This is a genomic window from Baia soyae, from assembly GCF_004341445.1.
In the GTDB taxonomy this organism is placed as follows: domain Bacteria; phylum Bacillota; class Bacilli; order Thermoactinomycetales; family Thermoactinomycetaceae; genus Baia; species Baia soyae.
The window spans coordinates 121,020-140,232 of record NZ_SLXV01000001.1 but is presented as its reverse complement, the minus strand read 5'-3'; the positions used below and the strand labels follow the sequence as shown (position 1 = coordinate 140,232).

Genomic DNA, 19,213 nt, shown 5'->3' with positions numbered 1-19,213 from the left:
CTCGTCTCCTTTTACTGTGGTGGATATTGTTTTGCTTCCTCTTCTTGACGTAACACACGAAGAGCACCTTCTGCAAGAGCTTGTAGTTCATCTTCACCTGGCACAACGCTAACTGGAGCAATCCACTCTACTCGTTCTTGAATCATCGAGGTAAAGAGTTGTCCGTAAGCCAAGCCACCCGTCAAGATGATCTGATCTACTTCCCCTTTTAATACAGCGGCATACGCGCCAATCTCTTTCGCTACTTGATAGGCCATAGCTTCATATACGAGTTTGGCCCTTGTATCTCCTTCTTGAATCCGCTCTTCCACTTCCCGTGCATCCGTCGTTCCTAGATACCCCATTAGTCCACCTTTGCCCACGATCATCTTCATAATCTCGCTGGCAAAGTATTTCCCTGAATAACTAAGAGCTACTAAGTCACCCACAGGCAACGTCCCCGCACGTTCTGGTGAAAAAGGCCCTTCTCCTGCCAGTCCGTTATTTACGTCGATGACGCGCCCTTTTTGATGGGCCCCAACTGTAATTCCGCCACCCATGTGTACAATCAAATAGTTTACATCTTCATAACGCTTATTTTGCTCTTTCGCTACACGACGTGCAACTGCTTTTTGGTTTAACGCATGGAAAATACTACGACGTTCAATCTCTGGGACACCTGAGATTCTTGCTACTGGTTGTAATTCGTCTACCACCACAGGATCGACGATAAACGCAGGAATCTGTAATTGCTTAGCAATATCACTTGCAATCAATCCAGCTAGATTGGAAGCGTGCATTCCGTAGCGACCTGATCGCAAGTCTGCTAGCATCGTGTCATTAATAGCATAAGTGCCGCCAGGGATAGGACGTAGTAAGCCCCCCCTAGCAACTATGGCATGAAATCGGGTTATGTTCATACCCTCTCGATCCAATGTATCTAAAATCACTTGTTTACGAAAAGGATATTGACTCACTAACTCCGGAAATTGAGCCAGCTCTTTTGCATTATGGCGCAGGGTAATATCTAAGATCGGTTTCTCATTATCAAATACCCCTATTTTGGTCGAGGTAGATCCAGGGTTTATCGTCAGAACCCGTAAGACTTCATGCACTTCAAACACTCCTTACCAATCCCGAACATATTATCGTTGATTGAGCGAATGACGCTCTGTTTGTAAAAAGGTACTACGAGATTGGCGCAACGAAGCGATTCGCTCTTCTGCCATACGGTCAGCCGCTTGATAACTTGGAATCCCATCACGTTTCGCAATCTCAAATACACGTAGGATGCTGTCATAGATCGCTTCTACTTTTTTCATCGCACGCTCTGGATTATACCCTTGTAGCTCATCTGCCACGTTGATTAAGCCACCTGCGTTAATCACATAGTCTGGAGCATACACCATTCCACGCGCTTCTAGCATGTCACCATGGCGATCTTCGCGTAATTGGTTATTTGCAGAACCAGCAACCACTTTACATTTCAAACGCTCAATGGTGTTATCATTGATGATCCCACCTAAAGCACATGGAGCAAAGATGTCACATTCTACATCGTAAATTTCTTCTGGAGACACACGAATCGCCCCAAAATCATTTACAGCCCGTTGCAGGTTTTCTTCATTAATATCTGTAACGATTAATTTTACATTTTCTTTATGGAGATATTCACACATGCTGTAAGCTACATTTCCCACACCTTGAACGGCTACCACAAGACCGTCTAGAGAATCAGAGCCAAATGCTTCTTTCGCTGCTGCTTTCATTCCTTTGTAGACTCCAAAAGCCGTTACAGGAGACGGATTACCGGAAGAACCGAATGCTGGAGAAATCCCCGTGACATACTTCGTTTCCAGGTGGATGAGATCCATATCTTCCACGTTGGTTCCAACGTCTTCGGCCGTAATGTAACGTCCATTCAACCCTTCAATATAACGACCTAGTGAACGGAACAATGCTTCGCTCTTATCTTTTTTAGGATCTCCAATCAAAACTGTTTTCCCGCCGCCCAGGTTAAGACCTGCTGCTGCCGCTTTATATGTCATGCCTCTTGCTAAACGGAGTGCATCTTCAAAAGCCTCTTCTTCCGAAGCATATGTCCACATGCGTAAACCACCAAGTGCAGGCCCGAGTGTTGTATCATGAATCGCAATAATCGCTTTTAATCCAGAATTTTTATCTTGGCAAACTACGACTTGCTCATAATCATATTTCTCCATGTAGTCAAACAGTTTCATCAGACTATCCCCTTTCAACTATTACCGTTTTTTGAAATGGTCGGCTTGTAATACAGCCATAGCGATCGAATATAGCTTTGCTTCAGCGGAATCAGCTCGTGACGTTAACACAATCGGAGCTTTGGCACCGAGTACGAGCGCTCCAATCTTCGCCTTTGCAAAATAAACCATCGATTTGTAAAGAATATTTCCTGCTTCAATGTCAGGCACTAATAAAACGTCCGCTTTACCTGCTACTGGGCTATGGATGCCTTTATGTTCAGCAGACTCAACCGATACTGCATTATCCAGTGCAAAAGGTCCGTCTACAATCGCGCCTTTAATCTGTCCGCGGCGATTCATCTGAGACAAGGCCGCTGCATCCAAAGTAGGTTGCATAGAAGGATTTACAACTTCTACCGCACCTAATACAGCTACTTTCGGCTCTGGCAAACCTAATGAATGACAAAAATCAATTACATTTTCTAGAATTTGTACTTTGTCCTTTAATTCAGGAGAGACATTTAACGCTGGGTCTGTCACGTGGATCAGATGATCAAAGCCGGAAACTTCAAACGAAGCAACATGACTTAACACCTTTCCAGCACGCAAGCCCTTTTCTTTATTTAGTACGGCGCGAAGAAAGTCAGCAGTTTGTACCATACCCTTCATCAGTACATCTGCACGCTTTTCACTAACAGCCGTCACTGCTAATAAGCACGCCTCCGCAATCGAAGTAGCATGTACCACTTCCCCTGGCGCTAGATCTAAGCCAATTTCTGAGCCGATCGAGCGAATCTTCTCTTCATCTCCAAACAATAAAAAGTCGGCAATTCGATGCTTCTTAGCATCTAGCACAGCCTCTAATACTTCTTGATCAGCTGCTGCCGCGACTGCTACGGTTACAGAAGGAAGAGATTCTGCATACTTCACTACTTGCTCAAACGTTGTTAACATTTTCATGATGACCTACACCTCTTTGACCAACTAAGTGGCTAAATGTAATTCATTTGGTAAAACAAGATAGGAGCCTTTGGTCATCCTTTATATATGCAAGAACAATGCCAACTCCATAAAACGAAGAAACACCTACATAACAGCCATACCCTCTGCATTATTTTGCAAAAACGCACGTTTTTACATGCAAGAAATTGCAGAAATGTTTTACGTAATACCTGCGCGCTCCAATTTATAATATAAACTTCGTATCGAGATCCCTAACTGTTTCGCTGTTTGAGTCTTATTTTGTCCACAAGCCTGATAAATTTGTGTCACATAGCGATTTTCTGCATCTGCTAAATAACCCTTTAGGGGCCTGTTTACATCATCAGCTGATTCTTCTTTGACCACATCATGGACTTGATTTCGTTGAAATTCAAATTTTGGCAGATGTTCCGGGGCTAACTTCTGCTCTTGTACCGTCATATGAATCATAGCTCGTCCTAAGAAATTTTCTAATTCCCTCACATTACCAGGAAACGAATACTGAGATAGAAGCTGAATAGCCTCTGGTGAAATCATACGCACATTCCGTCCGTACTCTTGATTAAACTTTCGAATGAGATGGATCGCTAAAAGCTCTAAATCTCCATCACGTTGGCGGAGAGGGGGAATCATAATCGGGAATACATTTAAGCGGAAGAAAAGATCTTCTCGAAATTTTTTCTCTTCCATCGCCCGTTCTAGGAAAACATTCGTAGCCGCGATGACTCTAACATCGACTGGGATTGACTTGGTTCCACCCACTCGAATTACTTCACGCTCCTGTAAGACACGTAGCAACTTAGCTTGGATACTTGGTTGCAGCTCCCCAATTTCGTCTAAAAATATAGTGCCCCCACTCGCCTCCTCAAATAAGCCCTTTTTTCCACCGCGCTTTGCTCCTGTAAAAGCTCCCTCTTCATAACCAAATAGCTCACTTTCTAATAATGACTCGGACAAAGCAGCACAGTTTACTCGAATAAACTGGTTATATTTCCGATTACTAGCATTATGTATCGCATGCGCGAACAACTCTTTCCCCGTTCCCGATTCTCCGCGTAAAAGCACAGTAGCGCGAGTGTCCGCCGCTTGCTTAGCAAGTTGCATCGCGATTTGCATCTGCTCACTCTCACCAATGATATCATCAAAGGTATACTTTGCTTCTAACTTTCGAATGATGCTTCGCGCTCGCTCTAGGTCTTGCGTTAATTGCTTTAATTCAGAGGTATCGTGAACGATTGCTACGCTCCCCTTTAACTCACCCTGTAAGATAATCGGGGCTACGTTCACTATCACATCTCGATGGTGAGGCCCTACCTCCATCTGCACACCTCGAACCACTTGTCTCGTTCGAAGCACCTTCATATGCATACTCTCCGCACCTTCTGAGATATCTACCTCTGCGGGCTTCCCGATGATTTCCTCTGGCTGAAGCCCTGTTAACCTTGTATAGGCTGGATTAATTAACAGACCAATCCCATTTACATCTACAACGGAAATCGCATCATCCGATGAGTCAATGATCGCTTGCAAATAGCTTTTCATATCCTCTAAATCCATGATTTTTTGGATAAAGTGTTGTAGTTCGCTAACCTCGCGGAAAACAGCCACTGCTCCCATAACTTTGCCTTCATGATTTTTCACTGGAACCCGGTTCGTAACAATCTCTGTCCCACTTGGAAGTTGAAACGTTTGATTTAGCTCTGATTCCCCTGTCCGTAGCACTTCTTCTAAGCGAGTATGCCCAACCACCTCGCGAAGAGGCCTCCCAATTAATTCAGTTCTATGTACTTTTAACATTTTCTCTGCTGAAGCATTTAAAATCGTAATCTGTCCTCGAGCATTTACCGCAATCATCCCATCATGGGTAGAATCGATAATCGCCTCTAGCTCTTTTTGTCGCTGAATCCAAGCTTGAAACCAGCTCTCTTTCTCCTCTATCAACTGCACCATCAAGTTCGCCGTATCTCCGGAGACCAGAAGGGTTTTCTCTGATTTCGATGCGTAAATCTGATCATACACAATCGAATCGCCCGTCACCTCAATCACCACATCTGGTGCGAGCTCTAAAAACGAATTCATATCGGTTCCAGTAGCGATTCCTCTACGCTTCGCTTCTTCAATAGCTGGTGCATCAGGCAGTATGTCAACAATCCCAATCAATTCGATAAAGTCTACATCCGATAAAGTTCGAAGAAGAGCTGCTCCACCCTTTCCTCCACCCACAACTAACACTTTCTGCATAGATTCGCCCCTTTCCCGTAACCGAAACCTTCTTCCTGCCTATCTTATCATAGAGAACGATACATACAGGACTAGTAATCACTTGGCATTTAAGGTAACATAACACTTGGAAAAACGAAAGGCGGTATTTTTAATGAAACCAGTCTACCAACGTATCATCGCCATTCTCCTCCTCTGTCTCCCTGGCGTCGCAGGGATCTACGGCTGGACAGAAATCAGGGAGGTAATCTTTTACTCCGCTGCTGGTGAAGGCTTTGGATGGCTTCGCTTTCTCTGGGGTTTGCTTTTATTAGTAGGTAGTTTATACATTATTGGTGGGTTTATCTTTTACCGTGATAAAAAAAATAACCGAATTTCCCCCAAATTTTTAACTCCTGAAGAACGCGCCGAACGAGAGCGCCAAAAACAAGACCCTAGCTATAAAAAACCGGAATTCCTCGATAAAGTATAAGAACATAAGCATGCTATCCAGAAATGAGTCGCATTTCCGGATAGCATGCTTTTTTAGTCTCACCATAGTCTCACATTTTTCATTCATATTCATAGATTAAAAAGAATGGAGGAGATGGTATGGAGAGAAATAATGCGGAAGATCTATATTTAGAGCTACTGAAAAAGGCGCTTTTATATGAAATATGGATTGAGCATGAAAAATATTATCACGACCCAAGTAACATTATGTTTAATCCAACAATGGAAACAAGACAATACGGACTCGATTGGCCCCCGATTGCTCACAGTATGATTGGCAGAGAACGGATGAATAACCTACACCAATGCATGGAGTCAGTCATAACGGATAACATCGAGGGAGATTTTATCGAAACAGGAGTTTGGCGAGGTGGTGCATGTATTTTTATGCGAGGCTTTTTGAAATCTTACGGCATTACGAATCGAAAAGTTTGGGTTGCTGATTCATTCGAAGGACTGCCTCCCCCTGATCCAGATTATCCAGCTGATACACACTCACCTTTTCATACTATGGACTATTTAAGAGTTTCCTTAGAAGAAGTGGCAGATAATTTTAAAAAATATAACCTACTGGATGATAACGTATGCTTTTTAAAAGGTTGGTTCAAAGATACTCTTCCCACCGCACCGATCGAAAAGATTGCTATAGCTAGACTGGATGGGGATATGTATTCTTCCACATGGGAGAGTTTAGCAAATCTTTATCCTAGGGTTTCTGTAGGTGGCTATATCATTATTGATGATTACGATGTGGATCAATGTAAAGCCGCGGTACATTATTATCGGGATTGTATAGGTGTCCATGATGAAATAAAAACGATTGATCAAAATGGTGTTTATTGGAGAAAAACAAAATAACATCTCAAACATACAGAAACATGGAAGACTTTTTGTCTTTCTTGTTTTTGTTTGTTTTCTTATTCGTACTCTCCACTTCCCATACATGCTCCCTTTCCTTCAAACATACACATAAGAACAGAGATGGAAAAGGAGCATAATGATGAACAACCCTTATTATGTATACGTGTTTGATTGGATTAAAACGTGGATTATCAATACCTGTCGAATCCATCAACATTGGCTAAAACATCAAAGAGATCTTACTGAGCACGATGATGTCTCAATCAAGCATCTAACAGCGATCGAAACCGCTTATCGTCAAATTGAACAAATGGCTAGTAGTCCTCATTCGTCCATTGGAGAATTGGACGCTTATTTCCATAAAGTCTTAAACGCCCAAAACAAATACGAGAAGTACCTTCAAATTCGTCAAACAACTGACAACCATAATCAACCCCATATGTACACGAACAATAGCTTTCCTACATCCAGAGTAAGCAACACCACCATTCCCACAGTCCAAAGAGTTCCAATGGGTCAACACCAACTTCCCTCACTCCCGTATCCCTACCATGCATTAGAACCCTACATTGATGAAGTAACGATGCGTATTCATCATGGTGAGCACCATAAAAAATACGTAGATAACTTGAATACCGCTGAAATTGAAATCGAAAAAGCTCGCCAGACTCTTAACTTTGATCAAATAAGGCACTGGGAGCGAGAAGCCTCCTATAACGGTGTGGAACATTATCTACATACTATTTTTTGGGATTGTATCAAACCAAACAGTGGCGGAGTACCTTCAGGATCACTCCTCAAGCAAATTCAGACTGATTTCGGGAAATTCTCTGCTTTAAAAAGCCACTTCTCTACCATAGCCGAAAAAGTAGCAGGAGGCTGGGTCATCCTTGTTTGGAACCCTCGTACTGCGAGACTCGAAATCTTACAAATGGAAAAACAGCAAAGCCTCTCCCAATGGGACGGTGTTCCCCTCCTCTGTCTAGATGTCTCGGAGCACGCTTACTACCTCAAATACCCAAATCGCAAAAAAGAATACATTAAACATTGGTGGAATGTTGTCAATTGGGATGCGGTAAAAAGACGTTTTCATCAAGCCCGTAACTCTACTTAAAAAATAGTAATAAAAATAACAATATTCTCTTTTCCATAACATAAATATGGTATAGGTCATTAGCTAGATCTATTAGTTTGACATTTCAGGAGGCGTATAAGCATGGCAAAAAAGGGTTCAAAGGCCAAAAATACCCCAGCAAGTGAACAGCAAGTCGCGCGACCAAAAAAATCTCATTTTACGAATCGAGCCAATTACTACTTTCAGGAAGTAGTGGCACCCATCGAGAGATCCTATCGACAAGCGATGGGCATTGGAAACTATGCAGAAGGAGTGAGGATTTTTGAAACACTCCAAGCCGCTAGAAAAGAGTATCGCCTTCTGTTGTATCGGAATGAATGGGTAAAGGTCAAAGCCAAATAGCTTAGCCCCAGAACTTCCGATCCAGTGCCCGATATTGAATCGCCTCAGCAACATGGGCCACCTGGATTTTCTCTTCACCTGCAAGATCAGCGATCGTACGTGCCACCTTTAGAATTCGATCATGTGCTCGTGCACTTAATCCAAGTCGATCAAATGATTGATGTAATAGTCCTCTTCCAGCTCGATCTAACTCGCAATGTTTTCGAATTTGGGCCGGTACCATGCTACTGTTACAAAGAGTTGCTGATTCTTTAAATCGCTCTTGTTGAATTTGTCTCGCTTGATTTACTCTCAACCGAATCTCCAGTGACGACTCAGGTACAGATTTAGAAGATATCGTCTCGAAGTTTACTCGGGGTACCTCCACATGCAGATCAATTCGATCGAGCAGGGGCCCCGAGATACGAGAGCGGTATCTTTGTACTTGATGAGGAGTGCATGTGCAACTTCGATCTTCCTCGTACCCATAAAATCCACACGGGCATGGATTCATAGACGAAATAAGCATGAAATCAGACGGAAAAGATAATGTTATCTTCGATCTACTAAGAGTAACCTCTTTATCTTCTAGAGGCTGGCGAAGAACCTCTAAAGCTGCCTTGGAGAATTCAGGTAGTTCATCTAAAAACAACACGCCTCGATGGGACAAGCTTACCTCTCCAGGCTTTGGGATTTGCCCACCTCCTACGATCCCAACTGAGGATACTGTATGATGAGGAGAGCGGAATGGGCGCTCTTGGACAAGTTTACCTCGCTCAGATAATAAACCAGCTATGCTATAAATCTTCGTTACTTCCAGAGATTCTTGACGATTCATACAGGGAAGAATGCTGGGAATCCGTCTGGCAAGCATCGTTTTGCCTGAACCGGGTGGGCCAATTAACATTAAATTATGACCACCTCCAGCGGCCACTTCCATCGCCCGTTTTACATGTTGCTGTCCTTGGACATCCTTCAAATCGGGTTGGATCGATTTCGTTAGTTCAGTGGTGGTAGCGATTTCTCCAGCAGCTGGCTGCCATTCTCCTTTTAAGTATGCTACTGATTCTTTCAATGTCTGTAGTGGAATAATCTCAATTCCATCAACTAAGCGTGCTTCTTGGTCATTCGCACTAGGTACTAACACCTTGGCAAATCCCTGTTCTTTTGCACACATAACCATGGGCAAAATTCCATGAAGAGGTCGTAAACATCCATCTAGAGATAATTCACCTAAAAAAATCGTTTTATCTATGCTTGCCCCTACCATTTGATCACTAGCTAGAAGAATCCCCAACGCAATTGCTAGATCAAAGCTGGCGCCCTCCTTCTTAATATCCGCTGGAGCTAGATTCGTCGTAATACGCTGTAAGGGGAAGTTTACTCCACTATTTTTAACAGCCGCCCGAACCCGCTCCTTGGACTCCCGAACAGATGAATCAGGAAGACCAACTATATCGAAAGCAGGTAATCCATTACTAATATCTACCTCAACCTCCACGATAAAACCATGGATTCCTAATACAGATGCACTATAGATCTTTGCATACAAATGATTATCCCCCAAACATTTGTTCCATAATATGGTAATCATTCGGGTTTTTTTCATATAATCCTGCTAATTTATTCAAATAAAGACAAAAAAGATGACTCTGTCTCAAGAAGTCATCTACATGGTAAGAAGAATGGATCATGCATCTTTATGCACAATATAAAGATTATCTTCTTTTGAAAGTCCTAATTTACATGCTTCTTCGATCGAATATCTCTCTGCAATATTGTACAGTTCCACTCTAAAGCCAACTGACTCTAGCCTCTGTATATAATCTTCTTTCGCATATACTCGCACACGATCTTGATGACCATAGGCTCTAATCCGATCTTCTGGAGTTACGACTTGCTCATCCTCAAAACTCGTCTCGACATTCGTAGCCAGCGGCACTTGCATAATCCCCCAGCCTCCTACTTTCATTACCCTGTAAAACTCTCTCATCGCCTTACGATCATCCGGAATGTTCTCAAGTATATGACTACATAAAACGACATCAAACGCTTGATCCCCAAAATAAAGATTTGTGGCGTCTAATCCCTTGGTCCAAGGGTCTAGAGGTTTCGAATCTCCACACACGTAATGGAGATTCGCGCATGTAGACATCCTATTTTTTACATGTTTTTCTCTTTCAGGATCAATATGCAAAACACTTACATTCGCCCGTAATAAATCAGTTTCTCTTTCAATAAACCATACGTAAAGCCTTTCACGATCCATAGCCATACAGATCGAACAAATTCCTGTTTCTAGATTCCAATTTTCCAATTGAAATGGTTGTGGTTCAAAAGAACCAGCAGGCCAAGGAATAAATTGTGAAACGTGATTCTTACAACATGGACAATAATAGGAAGATGTATTTTCCAACCTACCCACCCCTATGCAAAGTATTTGCTAGCTCTTTAACTATTTGGCTTACAAGCATCGTGTCCATCTCTTCCCAAAACGGTAGACTGATGATGCGATCTGATATGCATTCCGTCATGGCCATAGTAGATTGATTGCTAGTAGCAAATTGTTTTTGCCTGTGGCAAGGCGGAGAAAAATAGCATCGCGTCTCAATCCCTTGTTTATCTAAACGATCTATGAGTTCATGTGCTTTTTCGTCCCGTGGACTGAGAATGGAAAGGAGTTGAGTAACGATCTGACCAGAGCAATTTTGAACTCTCCATCCTTTCTCAAATAGATTCCATTTATTCATCTGCTCTAAGTACCATTGTTTAATCTGCTTTCGGGATTCCATTTTCTGTTCAAATACATCCAACGTTGCCAGACCGATGGCAGCCATATATTCGGACATCTTACTATTGAGCCCTTTTAAAGTTGATTCTCTACTCCCCTTATAACCGAAATTCCCCGCTTGCCGCACATTTGAGATGATCCCTTCATCACCGCTGTATACCAATCCTCCCTCTCCAATTCCAAATCCCTTGGTAGCATGGAAGCTATAGATGATGCTCCCTAAAAAACCCTTACCAAAATGACCATGCTTATCTCTTGCTCCAAAGCTAGCTGCTGCATCCACTACTACTGGGATACCTTTCTTCTGCAACTCGTTGTAGTATGTCAGGTCTATACATGTTCCAAATGTTGCATAGGGAACAACAACTGCAACCTGGTCCCCTAGCTTTTTCAAAGTATCCTCTACTATGTCTACATTCATAGACCATTCGTCTTCATAAATATCGATAAAATAAGGCTCTAGTCCACACCAAATAGCAGCTAAAGGGGTAGCTGAGAAGGTAAAGCTAGGCATTAGCGCATATCGACCATTCGGCCTCATACATTGAGAAATGGCAAGCATTAAACCAATTGTTGCATTATTAACGGTGCTTACCGCACCCTCCCCTTCGAAAAACTCTTGCAGGATCCGCTCTTCGAAAGTGTCATTCAAGGGTCCGTAGTTGGAATAAATTCGATTTTCATCAATTTGCGAAAGATACGCTAGATATAATTCGCTCTTCACTACATTAGGACGGAGAAATGGTATCGGTTTAATTAGCGAATCCCCTCACTTTATCTATCAAATTCACAGCAATGGTGGCTATAAGCTATATATCTGCGGAATGTCTTCCAATAGTCTCAAGCATTTCTTACGCACTCCTTGCAAAATAAAGGAATGATTTTCACTTGCAATTAATTCATGCATACGAGAATTCCAACGTTCATTCCACTGTTTGAGATAACCTTGGTACTCAGCCATCTCGATAAATTGGTTTTCAAAAGAACTCAACAAAATACTTGCCCACTCAGCTACACGTCCTAACTCTAAATCTGCTGTATTCATCCGATCTTCTAGGTGAATCCTGACGTAACTTAACGGTTCTGCTATATATACCGCATCTCCTTGAGAGAGTAGAGACATCCAAGTAGCTACATCACTCAACACAACATGATGAAAGCCTCCATACCTTGCCCAACCTTCCTGGAGATCACTTTTTTTAAATAAAACCGTCGTACATCCCCCTATTGAATTAGTGAACTGGCTAAGCATGTGCTTCCCAAGCTCTTTTCCATTAATAAGTGAATCTTTATAAAGCAATTTAGATGTACTTACGACTGGAGGTAATTCATTTCCATCGTCGTCAACTACCTGTCTGTAAGAAGTAACTAATTTGACATTAGGAAGGCGAAGAAAGTAATGGACCATTTTTTCGATTTTCTCCCGATGAAAAAAATCATAATCATGTAGAAAGTTAACAAACTCTCCAGTAGCCATACTAAACAGGGTTAGGGTATTACCCAAGTCAAATGAGTTTCGACCTGTCTCTACATTTCGAACATACTTAATATGATCATAATCCCTTAAATAGGGCTCAACCAAAGCCTCCACTCCATTATCAGTACTATTATCACCGATAATGATCTCAATATTGGGATATGTTTGGGCTAATACACTCTCCAATGCCTGCTTCAACATATGAGGACGATTACAAGCAGATATTAAAACACTTACCTTTGGAAGATATAAGTTTTTTTCTTGATCCATAAACATTCTCTTTGGTTCCTGACTCATAAACAACCCTCCTGATCATCCATGTTTTTATAGTATTTATTCATTTACCTCCAAGAATATTCTAAGAGCTAGAGCAAAGAATCAAACCTATTTTTTAGAAAAAATTCTATATTTATCATTCACATAAAAAATTGAAATATCATGTTCATTTCCTCTTTACAGATTGTTGCGAAGGGGCTAAGATGTAGATGCAACTTATTTAACTAAAAGATTAACTAAGTTTATAAAATAACTAAAAACGCACATAAGAAAATGCAATCCATGAAGACCAAAGGAGCGGATTTATATGTCAACCTTTTCGAATCAGGTTATTATGATTACTGGCGCATCAAAAGGGTTAGGGCGTGCCTTGGCGCTAGCATTTGCCAAAGAGAGAGCGAAATTAGCCATTTGTTCTCGAGAGGAAACGAAATTACTTCAAGTAAAAAAGGAAGCGATTGAGCAAGGAGCAATGGAAGTATTAGCCATTACGGCCGACCTATCACTCTCTCGTGATGTAGAACGATTTATCGCATTGGCTGAAGCAACCTTTGGCACCATTGACGTCTTAATTAACAATGCATCTATCCTAGGCCCTAGTCCTATGCCCCTTCTGGCCGATTATCCCGAAGTTGACTATCAAGAAGTTCTTCGCGTAAACGCAGTAGGCCCTTTTCTCGTAACGCGAAGAGTGGTGGCGAGGATGCTACAAGAGAAAAAAGGTTCTATCATAAATGTAACGTCAGAAGCAGGGCATACGGGCTACAGCGGTTGGGGGGCTTATGGAATCTCCAAATTTGCATTGGAAGGATTAACTGAAACGTGGGCTGATGAGCTAGAAGGGACTGGAGTTCGCATGAATATGATAGATCCGGGTGAGATGGATACAGAAATGCATGCTTTAGCCGTACCAGATTGCGATTACGACCTCACTGATCCAAATGATGTCGTCGATGTGTTTCTACACTTAGCTTCAGCCGAATCAACGGAAAACGGAGAACGAATACAAGCGGCTGAGTTCTTACAAAAAAGGGGGGCTTTATCATGACCGCACCCCTTTCCTTCTACCTACCAGACTCCCTTCATGCATCTTTGCCACCTGAGCGTCGCGGCATTCGTCGTGATCATGTAAAGTGTATGGTTTTAAATCGCCAAACGGGGGAGACCACACATACCCAGTTTCAACATATCGATTCCTATCTGGAGAAAGACGATCTATTAGTACTAAATGCAAGTCGAACAATTCCAGCTGTTTTTCAAGTTGATTGGAAGCGGAATGGGACACTCCTACAAACCCAAGTAGAAATTAGACTGGCACGACGAATCGATTCGACTAACTGGGAAGCGTTAATCGTGGCCGCTGGGGTGAATCTAGGAGATGAATTTATTTTCTCATCTTATCTCCAAGCACAAGTTATTTCACTATCAGAGGCTTCCATTGTAACCCTACAATTCTCCCAATCTGGCAATCATCTACTTGAATCGTTCTATGCTTTAGGCGAACCGATTCGCTATGAATACATCGACCATCCATGGGACTTAGATTATTATCAAACCGTTTATGGAACCGTTCCAGGATCTGTTGAAATGCCTTCTGCGGGAAGAGCTTTTAGTTGGGAACTATTACTGAAATTACAGAAAAAAGGAGTGAGAATTGCATATATTCAGCTCCATACAGGACTTAGTTATCTACTTGATGACCAAGCGTATCTGGACCCCAAAAAGCATGCCGAGGAATACTTAGTTCCCGTTAGTACCGTTCAAGAAATCAAGAAAGCCAAGAAGCACGGTAAGAGGGTCATTGCAGTTGGCACAACCATAGTGAGGGCCTTAGAGACATCTATCGACGGGGATGGAGAGCTTATCCCCCAGACTGGATGGACTAGTCTACACATAACTGCTAATACAAAGCTCCTTGTCGTAGATGGGTTAATAACAGGATTTCATGAGCCAGAAGCAAGTCATCTCGACCTTCTTTCATCTTTGATCAATCCAGAGCACCTCCTTCATGCTTACCAAGAAGCGATTGAGCACCAGTATTATTGGCATGAATTTGGCGATATGAATTTAATTCTGTAAAAAGGGAGAAGCATTTATGTATCATGCGATTCCGACACCCACAAACGTACACCTACACCACGTAGCGATCCAAGTTAGCAATCTACACGTATCATCTCAGTTTTATCAACAACTATTTGGTTTACAAGTCCATCAACATTTTTATCTAGAAGAAGAAGAAATCCTCTGGCTTCAAGGAGATGGATGGAGATTAGAGTTAATATCCATTAACCAAGAGACAACATCCCCTCCCTCCACCTATCATTTCGCTATCGAAGTAAGCCATTTGATCGAATGGGAACGCATTTGTATTCAAACCCACATACCCATTATGGAGGGGCCGATTACACTACCGAATCAGACCAAGATCTTATTTATCGAGGGACCTGATGGGGAGCAGATCGAATTAATTGAAACTACTTCTTGAAGGGATCCCTTGACAGATTTTGTAGGGAGTCTAAACTAAAGTGGAGGTTATGACTGAACGAGATTATTTAGTAGGAGGATGCGTTTGTTATGTCTGAACCAATGAGTTATACACGTCAACAAATCCTAACCCTACTTCGAAAAAGTGGATCCATGAGTGCACAAGAGTTAGCAAATGCCTTAGAAATCTCCAATATTGCTGTGAGAAAACATCTACAAGTTCTTGAAAAAGATCATCTACTCAAAACAACTTTGGTACGTCAAGCGATGGGGAGACCTACATCCGTCTACTCCCTTACCGAGGAAGCGGAAGCGTTTTTTCCAAAACATTATAGTGATCTAACACTCGATTTTTTACAAGACTTAGAGTCTCTTCACGGCAAAGAAACCATCGATCAATTATTTCGCCTCCGTGAAGAACGCTTAAAGGAAACCATTCGACCTCTTATGAAAGATCTTCCTCTCTCAGAGCAAGTAGCCCAACTAGCATCGATTCAGCAGGAAAAGGGCTATATGGCCGAGTGGGAAGAAGGTGTGGAAAAGGGTACTTATACCATGACAGAATATAACTGTCCCATTCACACAGTCGCACATCAATATCTTCAAGCATGTGGAAGCGAACTCTCTTTGTTCCGTGGTATTCTGGACGCTGATGTAGAGCAAGTGGAGTGTAAGGCCAAGGGCGGGAAACAATGCATATACCAGATCCGTCCTCATAAATAAAGCAAGGAGACCTATCAATATCCGGTCTCCTTGCTTTATTTATTCCTTTTTCAAAACGCTCCTTCAAAATGCTCTGTCTCGATGGCTTGTCCTGTTTGGCGATTTAAGAGAACTGAAATGACATCGAATCGCAAGGAATAAGGGCGTTTTACGTGGTTGAGAACGTATTGAAGCGCAATCTTTCGGACTTGTTGTTGTTTCTTTCCATCTACAGACTGAAAGCCATAGCCAAAACGAGTGCTTGTGGTCGTCCGTACTTCGACAAATACTAAATCTCGTTGATTCGTCACAATTAAATCGAGTTCACCTAATTGGGAGCGCCAATTACGTGTTAGAACCTCATAACCCTTTTCTTCTAACAACTGTGCTGCAACTTCTTCCCCTAGGGTTCCTATTTGTTTACGCACATCTTTCATACATAGCGCCTCCGAAGAAAACCGTTATAGGGGTAGATTACCAGAAGTTGTATAATTCTGTCAATTATTTGATGAAATGGGGTCCCGTTATCTTGAACGTAGTACTGCTTGAACGGGTGCAAAAGAAGATCGGTGCTCAGGAGTAACTCCGAGTGCTTCGATCGCTTGTAAGTGCTCAGGGGTTCCGTATCCCATATGTTTTTCAAAGCCATAGCCTGGATATTTGTCTGCCAGTTGGGTCATATATTCGTCTCGAGTCGTCTTGGCTATAATGGAGGCAGCTGCGATGGAGTGGCTTTGAGCGTCACCTTTTATGATGCTGTGTTGGGGAATGGTTACTCGGGGAATCTTGACAGCATCACCTAAGATAAAGTCAGGGATCGGTTGTAGCTGGCTGAGAGCGATGCGCATGGCCTGATAAGTAGCTTGCAAAATATTATATTTGTCTATGTAAGGTACATCGATTACTCCAACACCAATCGTAATGGCTTCTTGTTCAATCTTTTGGCGCAGTCGATTCCGTTCTTCCTTTTTCACTTGCTTGGAATCATTTAGTCCTGTTGCATCAAAGTCGGATGGTAAGATAACAGCAGCTGCTACCACAGGACCTGCTAAAGGACCTCGACCTGCTTCATCTACTCCAGCAATCCAGCTCTTCCCCTGGGCCCATAATTGACGCTCAAACCGCCACATTCCTTCAACCCGAATCTGCTCAGCCTGTATTCTCTCTTGCTGTTTCAGGTAGGATTGAAGGAGTTTTTGAACGCCCATTCTTGAATCTATGCGTAGTTCAGCCAGTTCGTCTTCCGTTATTACCTCTGAAGATGAGAGCCTCTCTTTCCAATCTGCGATGGTTCTACTCATCTCGTTGTACACCCTGTTCTGCTGTAAAGAATTCATCGCCCGGATATTCAAAGGAGATTCTTCCAATCATGCCGCCTTGTAAATCATTGAGGAAAATCTCAGCTGCTTTTTCGGTATTTACAACTCCGCCACGCTGGATACAGCCGCGCTTTTTTCCGATCTCCTGTAGTAAATCATAAGCTTCTTCTTCCATAGCAGAATCCTGTAGCTTATAACGCGTCATCAGCTCTGTAGCATAACGCTCTTTGAGATAAGCAATCCCATGTACTGCCACTTCTTCAATCGGCAAAATCTCTTCTTTGATCGCACCGCTTAGTGCAAGGCGAAGCCCAACCCCATGATCTTCAAACTTCGGCCATAAGATCCCAGGCGTATCTAACAGCTCTAGATTTTGGCCAATTTTAATCCATTGCTGAGCTTTGGTAACACCAGGACGATCACCTGTTACAGTTGCTGCTCTCTTAGCCAATCGATTAATCAAAGATGACTTTCCAACATTGGGAATCCCTAAAACCATCGCCCGCACACGACGTGTTAGAATTCCTTTGCGCTGGCGTGTTTCAAATAATGGTTGAAGGAGTTTATCCGTAACGGATTGAATCAAGTTTACTCCTTTGCCTGTCTTTGCATCGACTTCTAGTACGCCAACACCTTGTTCACGAAAATACTCTACCCACATCTTATTCGCTTTTGGATCTGCCAAATCACATTTGGTTAAGAGAATCACTCGTGGCTTTTGTGACACAATCTCACCCATCATCGGGTTACGGCTAGAAATGGGTAAACGCGCATCTAATAATTCAAATACCACATCGACCAACTTTAGTTTTTCTGTCACTTGCCGGCGTGCTTTCGCCATATGGCCCGGAAACCATTGAATACTCATATTTCCACATCCTATTAAAAACTATAAACCCTTAAAATGGGACATCGGCCAATATACGAAGGATGCCTTCCCTACAATTTCACTCGTGGAAACGGGTCCGAAAACTCGACTATCCGTGCTATTGGAACGATTATCTCCTAGGACAAATACTTGTCCATTTGGCACTTTAACAGGAGCAAAGTCAGTGGTTTTGGTAGAGGATCCCAAGTACGATTCTTTCACTTCTTTTCCGTTTACCAACAACTGATTGTTCTTCACTTCTACCGTCTCTCCTGGAAGAGCCACAATCCGTTTAATTAAGTCAACCTTGTCTTTACTGTGAAAAATAACGACTTCACCCTGCTTCGGGTCACGCACCTTGTAGATCAACTTATTTACCATTACTTTATCATTAGAAGCTAAAGTATCTTGCATAGAGGGACCTGAAACATGAAATGGCTCCAGTACAAATCCTCGAATTAGAAGAGCAAGAGCCAGAGCAGCAATGAGCGCGATCGCCCAATCTCGGTATGCACTCTTCCCTTTTCCATTTCCTTCCCCACGATTACGTCGTGAACGCGAAGGAAGAGAAGACTGATTCTGAGGTTGCTGTTTCGTACGCTCCGAACGTGGAATAAACTTTTGACCGTCCATAGATCCCTCCTATATAGCATTAGTAAGTAAATATACAGTAAAAGGGCTGGATTAGAAACCCAAGCCCTTTTCTATGTGTGATCTTATTATTTCTCAGTACGGATTTCTTTAATACGTGCTTTTTTACCACGTAGGCTACGTAGGTAGAATAATTTCGCACGACGTACTTTACCACGGCGCAATACTTCGATCTTATCGATACGTGGTGAATGGATTGGGAAAGTACGCTCTACTCCCACTCCGTAAGAAATTTTACGAACGGTGAAGGTTTCAGAGATACCGCCACCACGACGTTGGATTACCACGCCTTCAAAAAGCTGGATACGCTCGCGTTGTCCCTCTTTTACTTTCACGTGCACTTTCAAAGTATCACCGGCACGGAATAAAGGAATATCTTGACGAATTTGAGATTCAGATACGCTTTTCAAAATTGGATGCATAATCGTTTGTGC

At 42.5% G+C, this 19,213-nt stretch carries 21 protein-coding genes; 8 read left to right on the top strand and 13 right to left on the bottom strand.

Annotation, left to right across the window (positions count from 1 at the left end; translation table 11 throughout):
- Positions 1–11: 11 nt before the first annotated feature.
- The 4 genes from buk to EDD57_RS00675 form a co-directional block, all read right to left on the bottom strand.
- Positions 12–1,094 carry a butyrate kinase gene (buk, locus tag EDD57_RS00690; protein WP_131847327.1) on the bottom strand — a complete coding sequence of 361 codons (1,083 nt, stop codon included), beginning with the start codon at positions 1,092–1,094 and terminating at the stop codon, positions 12–14.
- A gap of 30 nt (positions 1,095–1,124) precedes the next feature.
- Complete coding sequence (locus tag EDD57_RS00685) at positions 1,125–2,219, bottom strand: Leu/Phe/Val dehydrogenase (RefSeq protein ID WP_131847325.1); 1,095 nt, start codon at positions 2,217–2,219, stop codon at positions 1,125–1,127.
- A 21-nt stretch (positions 2,220–2,240) separates the two neighbouring features.
- A complete protein-coding gene (gene yqiS, locus EDD57_RS00680; protein ID WP_131847323.1) occupies positions 2,241–3,161 on the bottom strand; it encodes a phosphate butyryltransferase in 921 nt (306 codons plus the stop codon).
- A 201-nt stretch (positions 3,162–3,362) separates the two neighbouring features.
- Entirely contained in the window at positions 3,363–5,423 is a 2,061-nt protein-coding gene (locus EDD57_RS00675; RefSeq protein WP_131847321.1) for a sigma 54-interacting transcriptional regulator, read from the bottom strand.
- A 133-nt stretch (positions 5,424–5,556) separates the two neighbouring features.
- Here EDD57_RS00675 and EDD57_RS00670 point away from each other — a divergent pair, with 133 nt between their 5' ends.
- From EDD57_RS00670 to EDD57_RS00655, 4 genes are all read left to right on the top strand, one after another.
- Positions 5,557–5,874 carry a DUF2627 family protein gene (locus EDD57_RS00670; RefSeq protein ID WP_131847319.1) on the top strand — a complete coding sequence of 106 codons (318 nt, stop codon included), beginning with the start codon at positions 5,557–5,559 and terminating at the stop codon, positions 5,872–5,874.
- A 119-nt stretch (positions 5,875–5,993) separates the two neighbouring features.
- On the top strand, positions 5,994–6,752 hold the full coding sequence (locus tag EDD57_RS00665; protein WP_131847317.1) for a TylF/MycF family methyltransferase: 759 nt from the start codon (positions 5,994–5,996) through the stop codon (positions 6,750–6,752).
- 142 nt (positions 6,753–6,894) lie between these two features.
- A complete protein-coding gene (locus EDD57_RS00660; protein ID WP_243649385.1) occupies positions 6,895–7,869 on the top strand; it encodes a superoxide dismutase in 975 nt (324 codons plus the stop codon).
- 102 nt (positions 7,870–7,971) lie between these two features.
- Positions 7,972–8,232 (top strand): hypothetical protein, encoded by a 261-nt coding sequence (locus tag EDD57_RS00655; RefSeq protein ID WP_131847313.1) that lies wholly within the window; start codon positions 7,972–7,974, stop codon positions 8,230–8,232.
- 1 nt (position 8,233) lies between these two features.
- On the opposite strand, the gene EDD57_RS00650 is transcribed toward EDD57_RS00655, so the two are convergent.
- The 4 genes from EDD57_RS00650 to EDD57_RS00635 form a co-directional block, all read right to left on the bottom strand.
- Positions 8,234–9,763: a YifB family Mg chelatase-like AAA ATPase gene (locus EDD57_RS00650; RefSeq protein WP_131847311.1), complete on the bottom strand. Its 1,530-nt coding sequence runs from the start codon at positions 9,761–9,763 to the stop codon at positions 8,234–8,236.
- A 138-nt stretch (positions 9,764–9,901) separates the two neighbouring features.
- A complete protein-coding gene (locus tag EDD57_RS00645; RefSeq protein ID WP_131847309.1) occupies positions 9,902–10,627 on the bottom strand; it encodes a class I SAM-dependent methyltransferase in 726 nt (241 codons plus the stop codon).
- 1 nt (position 10,628) lies between these two features.
- Positions 10,629–11,759 (bottom strand): DegT/DnrJ/EryC1/StrS family aminotransferase, encoded by a 1,131-nt coding sequence (locus EDD57_RS00640; RefSeq protein ID WP_131847307.1) that lies wholly within the window; start codon positions 11,757–11,759, stop codon positions 10,629–10,631.
- Between the two features lie 45 nt (positions 11,760–11,804).
- Positions 11,805–12,776 carry a glycosyltransferase family 2 protein gene (locus EDD57_RS00635; RefSeq protein ID WP_131847305.1) on the bottom strand — a complete coding sequence of 324 codons (972 nt, stop codon included), beginning with the start codon at positions 12,774–12,776 and terminating at the stop codon, positions 11,805–11,807.
- Between the two features lie 286 nt (positions 12,777–13,062).
- Between EDD57_RS00635 and EDD57_RS00630 the strand changes: the two genes are divergently transcribed.
- From EDD57_RS00630 to EDD57_RS00615, 4 genes are all read left to right on the top strand, one after another.
- Positions 13,063–13,803, top strand: coding sequence for an SDR family NAD(P)-dependent oxidoreductase (locus EDD57_RS00630; protein WP_131847303.1), 741 nt, complete (start codon positions 13,063–13,065; stop codon positions 13,801–13,803).
- The gene (locus EDD57_RS00625) at positions 13,800–14,834 is read left to right on the top strand and encodes an S-adenosylmethionine:tRNA ribosyltransferase-isomerase (protein WP_131847301.1); all 1,035 of its coding nucleotides are present in this window, start codon (positions 13,800–13,802) and stop codon (positions 14,832–14,834) included. The genes EDD57_RS00630 and EDD57_RS00625 overlap by 4 nt, the downstream gene beginning before the upstream one ends.
- 16 nt (positions 14,835–14,850) lie before the next feature.
- Positions 14,851–15,240, top strand: coding sequence for a VOC family protein (locus EDD57_RS00620; protein WP_131847299.1), 390 nt, complete (start codon positions 14,851–14,853; stop codon positions 15,238–15,240).
- A gap of 89 nt (positions 15,241–15,329) precedes the next feature.
- On the top strand, positions 15,330–15,962 hold the full coding sequence (locus EDD57_RS00615; protein WP_131847297.1) for a helix-turn-helix transcriptional regulator: 633 nt from the start codon (positions 15,330–15,332) through the stop codon (positions 15,960–15,962).
- Between the two features lie 50 nt (positions 15,963–16,012).
- Here EDD57_RS00615 and EDD57_RS00610 read toward each other — a convergent pair whose 3' ends face one another.
- From EDD57_RS00610 to rplS, 5 genes are all read right to left on the bottom strand, one after another.
- Positions 16,013–16,378 (bottom strand): YraN family protein, encoded by a 366-nt coding sequence (locus EDD57_RS00610; protein WP_131847295.1) that lies wholly within the window; start codon positions 16,376–16,378, stop codon positions 16,013–16,015.
- An 87-nt stretch (positions 16,379–16,465) separates the two neighbouring features.
- Complete coding sequence (locus EDD57_RS00605; protein ID WP_131847293.1) at positions 16,466–17,242, bottom strand: ribonuclease HII; 777 nt, start codon at positions 17,240–17,242, stop codon at positions 16,466–16,468.
- Positions 17,235–18,128 (bottom strand): ribosome biogenesis GTPase YlqF, encoded by an 894-nt coding sequence (ylqF, locus tag EDD57_RS00600; protein WP_131847291.1) that lies wholly within the window; start codon positions 18,126–18,128, stop codon positions 17,235–17,237. Before ylqF ends, EDD57_RS00605 begins: the two co-directional genes overlap by 8 nt.
- A gap of 21 nt (positions 18,129–18,149) precedes the next feature.
- Complete coding sequence (gene lepB / locus EDD57_RS00595) at positions 18,150–18,761, bottom strand: signal peptidase I (RefSeq protein ID WP_131847289.1); 612 nt, start codon at positions 18,759–18,761, stop codon at positions 18,150–18,152.
- Positions 18,762–18,847: 86 nt separating this feature from the next.
- Entirely contained in the window at positions 18,848–19,201 is a 354-nt protein-coding gene (rplS, locus tag EDD57_RS00590; protein ID WP_131847287.1) for a 50S ribosomal protein L19, read from the bottom strand.
- Positions 19,202–19,213: the final 12 nt, after the last annotated feature.

Coding starts and splice junctions, on each gene's coding strand:
- EDD57_RS00685 (WP_131847325.1), bottom strand. CDS start 2,219: ATGAAACTGTTTGACTACATGGAGAAATATGATTATGAGCAAGTCGTA.
- yqiS (WP_131847323.1), bottom strand. CDS start 3,161: ATGAAAATGTTAACAACGTTTGAGCAAGTAGTGAAGTATGCAGAATCT.
- EDD57_RS00675 (WP_131847321.1), bottom strand. CDS start 5,423: ATGCAGAAAGTGTTAGTTGTGGGTGGAGGAAAGGGTGGAGCAGCTCTT.
- EDD57_RS00670 (WP_131847319.1), top strand. CDS start 5,557: ATGAAACCAGTCTACCAACGTATCATCGCCATTCTCCTCCTCTGTCTC.
- EDD57_RS00665 (WP_131847317.1), top strand. CDS start 5,994: ATGGAGAGAAATAATGCGGAAGATCTATATTTAGAGCTACTGAAAAAG.
- EDD57_RS00660 (WP_243649385.1), top strand. CDS start 6,895: ATGAACAACCCTTATTATGTATACGTGTTTGATTGGATTAAAACGTGG.
- EDD57_RS00655 (WP_131847313.1), top strand. CDS start 7,972: ATGGCAAAAAAGGGTTCAAAGGCCAAAAATACCCCAGCAAGTGAACAG.
- EDD57_RS00635 (WP_131847305.1), bottom strand. CDS start 12,776: ATGAGTCAGGAACCAAAGAGAATGTTTATGGATCAAGAAAAAAACTTA.
- EDD57_RS00630 (WP_131847303.1), top strand. CDS start 13,063: ATGTCAACCTTTTCGAATCAGGTTATTATGATTACTGGCGCATCAAAA.
- EDD57_RS00625 (WP_131847301.1), top strand. CDS start 13,800: ATGACCGCACCCCTTTCCTTCTACCTACCAGACTCCCTTCATGCATCT.
- EDD57_RS00620 (WP_131847299.1), top strand. CDS start 14,851: ATGTATCATGCGATTCCGACACCCACAAACGTACACCTACACCACGTA.
- EDD57_RS00615 (WP_131847297.1), top strand. CDS start 15,330: ATGTCTGAACCAATGAGTTATACACGTCAACAAATCCTAACCCTACTT.
- EDD57_RS00610 (WP_131847295.1), bottom strand. CDS start 16,378: ATGAAAGATGTGCGTAAACAAATAGGAACCCTAGGGGAAGAAGTTGCA.
- EDD57_RS00605 (WP_131847293.1), bottom strand. CDS start 17,242: ATGAGTAGAACCATCGCAGATTGGAAAGAGAGGCTCTCATCTTCAGAG.
- ylqF (WP_131847291.1), bottom strand. CDS start 18,128: ATGAGTATTCAATGGTTTCCGGGCCATATGGCGAAAGCACGCCGGCAA.
- lepB (WP_131847289.1), bottom strand. CDS start 18,761: ATGGACGGTCAAAAGTTTATTCCACGTTCGGAGCGTACGAAACAGCAA.
- rplS (WP_131847287.1), bottom strand. CDS start 19,201: ATGCATCCAATTTTGAAAAGCGTATCTGAATCTCAAATTCGTCAAGAT.